The following is a 5,348-nucleotide window of genomic DNA, read 5'->3' on the forward strand; positions in this document are numbered from 1 at the left end:
TTGCCGAATGCCCAAAGCTGAAAGCCGAAGGCTCAAAAATTAAATTTTATTTTGCCCACCAACTTATATAAGCATATAAACAATCAGGAAATACACACCATAACCCAATAAGTCATTGGTAGTTGTAATAAAAGGTCCTGAGGCCACGGCAGGGTTAATATCAAACTGATTAAGTACCAAAGGCGTAATTGTTCCCATAAAAGAAGCAAGCATTACAATCGAGAAAATCGAAAGTGACATAACCAATGAAATGGTATTTTCATGCTCCAAAACTAAAGTGCCCAAAAACGCAAATGTCGCAGCGATAAGTCCGTTGAGGAGAGATACCAGTAAAACCTTTTTTAAACGCTCCATAAGTGAAGTATCAATCCCGGATTTATCGGCTAAACTCTGTACAATCAATGCCGATGATTGAATCCCGACATTACCGCCCGTTGAGCCAATCAGAGGAATAAAGGCCGCTAAAGCAGGCGTTTTTGCTACTTCACCGTCAAAAATTCCAATGATTTTGGCGGCTAAAAAACTTCCTGTCATACCAATCAACAACCAAGGTAATCTCGAACGTACTAACTTCCACACTGAGTCATCTTCTTCGACGTCCTCCGATATACCCGCCATGGCTTGCACGTCTTCATGCGCTTGTTCGGTGATAAAATCAACTACGTCATCAATCGTAATACGCCCTAGCAATCGTCCTTGAATATTGACTACAGGCACAGCGTCCAAATCGTATTTTTGCATAATATCTGCTACTTCTTCGCCTGTGGCTGTGGTTTTTACTGAGACAATATCATCTGTAAAAATGTCGGCAATTTTAGAACCCCTTTTTGCCAAAATAATCTTTTTGAGCGAAGCCCTTCCCAGAAGTGTACCTTCATCATCTACCACATACACCGAATACACATTTTCTACATCCTCGGCCTGACGACGAATTTCCTCCACGCATTCAGTTACACTTTGTTTTACATTGATTTTTACCAGCTCTTTTTGCATCAAACCTCCTGCACAATCTTCATCATAATGCATCAAGTCAATAATAAATCGGGCTTGTTCACGGTCGCTTACCAAGGCAATTACCTCTTCTCGAACATTTACGGGTTGTTCGTTGAGGATATCTACAGCGTCATCCGAATCGAGCAAATCAACGTACTCGGCAATTTGTTTTGAGGTAAAGTTTTTCAGAAACTTTTTACGGTCGTCTGGGTCGAGATTAATGATAATTTCGGCAGCCAGTTTGGTATCGAGTAGCGTAACGAGATAATGTGCTTCTTCTCCTTCAAGCTCATAGAGTATGTTGGTAATATCAGCAGGAAATAGCTCCTCCATTTCGGTACGAATAAACTCGTTATTCTGTTCCGAAATGGCTGCCTGTATCTTTTCTAGGTACTCTTTCGTTAGCTCAAAAGGCAGATGTTGATTCGTTAATTCCATTGCTGATATAATAAAATGTTTAAATTAAGGGATAAAGAGAAAAGGCACAAAGAAACCAAGTGGCGGTTCTGGGCTATGTATGGGTTTTTGGCACTTGGCTATGGGCACTCGGCAGAATGTTGCTAAGCTGTTTAGCCTAGCTCATAATGCTTCATGTAGAGCAGATTTGGGCTGTACGAAAGAAAGATATTAGGTTACCCGCAATAGGCATTAGGCTATATGCCATAAGCTAAGAGCGTTTCTAATAAAATCATTAATACATCTTTTGCCTAAAGCCTATTGCTTATGACCTAAAGCGTATTTTTCGTACAGGACTAATAGCAGAAATTCCGAATTCCGAAATCTCAAATCCACAATTCTACATGAAGCCCTAGTGGTTATTTTCATCCTTACCCTGAAATTCTTTTCCATAATAAGTACTCAATAAAAGGAAAAGAGAAAACAAAATTGGACCAAAAATAAGCCCCGTAAAACCCCAAAGTTGCACGCCTACGATGACCCCAAAAAGCGTAATCAAAGGGTGAGTATCGCCTAATTTGTTTTGTAGCCATATTCTAAAAATATTATCTACCGAACCTATGACAAAAAAACCGTATAATAGCATAATAAGACCTCTTACGTTTTCGTGGTTGGCAAATAATAAAATAGATACAGGAATATAGGCCAATGCCGACCCCAAAATAGGAATCATTGAAACGATACACGTCACCAAAAACCATAAAACTGCATTGGGAACACCCAAGATTAAATAAATCAACAAACCTGTACAGCCTTGCACTATCCCAATCACAGGAATACCGATGGCGTTAGAAAATACCAGTTTGTTGACTTCGCCCAAAAGCTGTTCAGAGTTTTCTTGGTTGAGTGGAAAAATCTTAATGAGTGTTTTGTCCAATAATTCTCTTTCACGCAACATGAAATACAAGATGAGATAACTCAAGAAAATCCCCGTTATACCGTTAACAGCTCCATTGAGAAGCTGCGTAGCACTTTGCGTAAGCCATGAAAAGACTTTGTCGAGCGATTTTTCATCCAATAAGTTTACCTGATATTTGATTTCTATTTGTTCGACAAAACCTTTTACCGCTTTAAAAAACGAACTATATTGATCTAAGGCAAGCGTATGACTATGAAATAAAACTTGTCCAACAAAGTACAGAGGAAGTAAAAACATCAAGAAAGAACCAAGCATCACAATAACAATGGCGATGGTTCTTGAGAGTTTCCATTTTTCCTCCATTTTTTTTACCCAACCTCCTAATAAAATATAAAGCGTGTACGCTCCCAACAGCGCTGGAATAAAGCTACCGAGGTGTGTAAACAATAAGCCTCCGAGTAATAAAATACTCACGATGAGGGCGATTTGTCTTAGTAGGGTGTTGGATAAAACGTCAAATTTCATAATTATTCTTGCTCTTCTTCGCCAGACTCTTCTATTTCAGGACTCTCAATAACTTTTGTACCAATCATGTTGGTCAGCTCCACAAACTCGGCCACACCCAGTTGTTCTGCACGTTTGTTCAATAAAGGGTGGTCTGCGATTTGCATAGCACGCAGGGCATTACGCAAAGTTTTGCGACGCTGATTAAAGCCCATTTTTACAACGGCAAAAAACTTTTTCTCATCACAGCCTAAGTCTGTAACGCCATTGCGGCGCAAACGAATTACGCCCGAGTTTACTTTTGGAGGCGGGTCAAAAGCCCCTGGTCCTAAGGAGAAACTGTATTCGATGTCATAAAAAGCCTGAAGCAATACGCTCAAAATACCGTAGTCTTTATTGCCAGGTTTTGACGCAATACGCACAGCTACTTCTTTTTGGAGCATTCCCACAATTTCAGGAATCATATCTTTGTTTTCTAAAACCTTAAAAAAGATTTGAGAAGAGATATTGTATGGGAAGTTTCCCACGATTCCAAAAATTTCATTGCCCATAAGTTCGTTCAAATTCAAACGCAGAAAGTCAGCAGAATGAATTCTTGGAGTCAATTCAGGATAATGCACCTTGAGATACTCCACAGATTCTCTGTCAAGTTCGACAACAGATGTTTCGTACTCTTTATGCGTAAGTAAATATTGTGTTAAAACTCCCATGCCTGGGCCAATCTCAAGGACTTTTTTGTATCCTCCGTGGCAAGACATCAGCTCTACGATACGTTGAGCCGCCGATAGGTCGCGTAAGAAATGCTGACCTAGGTTCTTTTTTGCTTTTACCTTGTCCAAATTATATGAGTATCTTTTGGTTGCTAAGCGTGTCTAAACAACACTACATGACGCAACTGTAAATTTATTCCATAAAATTACGGCGAATTTTGTACTTTTAAGGTATAATGATACCGAGAATATCATTTGATTGAATACTTTCCAATCACAATCTCCTAATCTCTAGTCTGATTAATTATGCGTTGGTCTCACAAAACAAAAGAAGAACTCATTTTAGAAATTCGTCACCTCAAGAAAGAACTACACGTCTTGGAGAGTAACGAAAAAGCACATTCGGCGGCAGGTAACACCGTTTTTGATTTGCGTAAAACCGTCGACAGTATGAACCTCTTCGGAATGATTCTGGAGGAGGATGGCACTATTGTATTTTGTAATAGCTATGCGACCAAACTACTGGGTTATACTTCTGAAGAATTAGTTGGGGAAAACTTCTTTGAATTTTTGGTTCCAGAAGGCGAGCGTAATGCTCGTATTTTGGCTTTTGGTACTGCTATGGAAAATGGAGGAGTATTTGACCAAAAAGAAAGAACGATGCTTGCCAAAAATGGTCAAACTCGTCACGTAGAGCTTAATTCTGTTATTTTTAATGATTTTGAGGATGTAAAATATCTCACAATTATTGGAGAGGATATTACTGAGCGTAAAAAAGTGGCAGAAGCACTTTCTCGTTCCAACTCACAATTACAGGATTTGGTAAGTAATACTTCCGATTTAATTCAAATCATTAGTATTTCGGGGCGTTTCTTGTATGTCAATAAGTCATGGCAAGAAAAAATGGGCTATGAGTCTGATGAGTTGGCTAGTCTCAACCTACGTGATGTATTGCACCCTGACTTTGCAGAGGAAACGCTCAAAAAGTTTGAAAGAATCAAAAACGGGGAAAAAATTGCCGATTTCGAAACCGTTTTTCGTCGTAAAGATGGTCGCCGTTTGTATTTGTCGGGTTCGGTCAATTGTCGTTTTGAAGGTGATAAAGCTACGGCATTTCGTTGTATTTTCCACAACTCAACTGCCAAAGTTCGTGCCGAGCGTGCTTCCAAACTTTATGCAAGTATTGCTCAAGCAGCTATTAATTCGACTAATTTAGATGATTTGTATTCTAATATTCATAAAGAACTAGGCGAAGTAATTGACGTAAAAAACTTCTTTATTGCTCAATACGACCCACAGCAAAGCTATTTATATTTCCCATATTATGTCGATGAGTATTTTGATGATAGAGTACATTTTACTAAACGTAAATTAGGAAATGGTCTGACAGAATACGCCATTGCTGCCAATCGCCCTTTGATGTTGTATGATGAGCAAATAGAGGAGCTAGGTCGTTCGAAGCAGATTTATTTGTACGGAACAGTTCCTAAAGTAATGCTTTGTGTACCCCTCAAAATCGGTGATAGAACTACGGGTATCATTGGAGTGAAGTCCTATGAGCGCCAAAATAAATATGAGCAACGAGATTTAGAACTACTCGACTTTATTTCGGGGCAGGTGGCGCTGGCCATTGCTCGTAAACAAGCAGAAGATGCCTTAGCTCGCGAAACGGCTCGTTTGAATGCCATTTTTGAAGGTAGTTCGCACTTAATGTGGTCGGTCAATCGCAAAATGTTGCTGACATCTTTCAATCAAGAATATTCTCGTTTGTTAGAGAACCGAATTAAAGTACGTCCTCAGTTGACTTTAAGTACCGAAAAATTAGG

The 5,348-nt window shown here is 39.3% G+C and carries 4 protein-coding genes; 1 reads left to right on the forward strand and 3 read right to left on the reverse strand.

The features are described 5' to 3' along the window. Window positions 1-63 precede the first annotated feature (63 nt). From mgtE to rsmA, 3 genes are all read right to left on the reverse strand, one after another. A complete protein-coding gene (gene mgtE / locus ACOVQ4_RS06565; protein ID WP_421819858.1) occupies window positions 64-1,410 on the reverse strand; it encodes a magnesium transporter in 1,347 nt (448 codons plus the stop codon). A 391-nt stretch (window positions 1,411-1,801) separates the two neighbouring features. Beyond that, the gene (locus tag ACOVQ4_RS06570; protein WP_421819854.1) at window positions 1,802-2,833 is read right to left on the reverse strand and encodes an AI-2E family transporter; all 1,032 of its coding nucleotides are present in this window, start codon (window positions 2,831-2,833) and stop codon (window positions 1,802-1,804) included. Between the two features lie 2 nt (window positions 2,834-2,835). After that, window positions 2,836-3,651 carry a 16S rRNA (adenine(1518)-N(6)/adenine(1519)-N(6))-dimethyltransferase RsmA gene (gene rsmA / locus ACOVQ4_RS06575; RefSeq protein WP_421819855.1) on the reverse strand — a complete coding sequence of 272 codons (816 nt, stop codon included), beginning with the start codon at window positions 3,649-3,651 and terminating at the stop codon, window positions 2,836-2,838. A gap of 177 nt (window positions 3,652-3,828) precedes the next feature. On the opposite strand from rsmA, the gene ACOVQ4_RS06580 reads away from it, so the two are divergent. Further along, window positions 3,829-5,348 (forward strand): PAS domain S-box protein (locus ACOVQ4_RS06580; RefSeq protein WP_421819856.1); only part of this gene is annotated, 1,520 nt, incomplete at its 3' end.

Source organism: Flectobacillus sp. (assembly GCF_049240685.1).
Taxonomy (GTDB): domain Bacteria; phylum Bacteroidota; class Bacteroidia; order Cytophagales; family Spirosomataceae; genus Flectobacillus.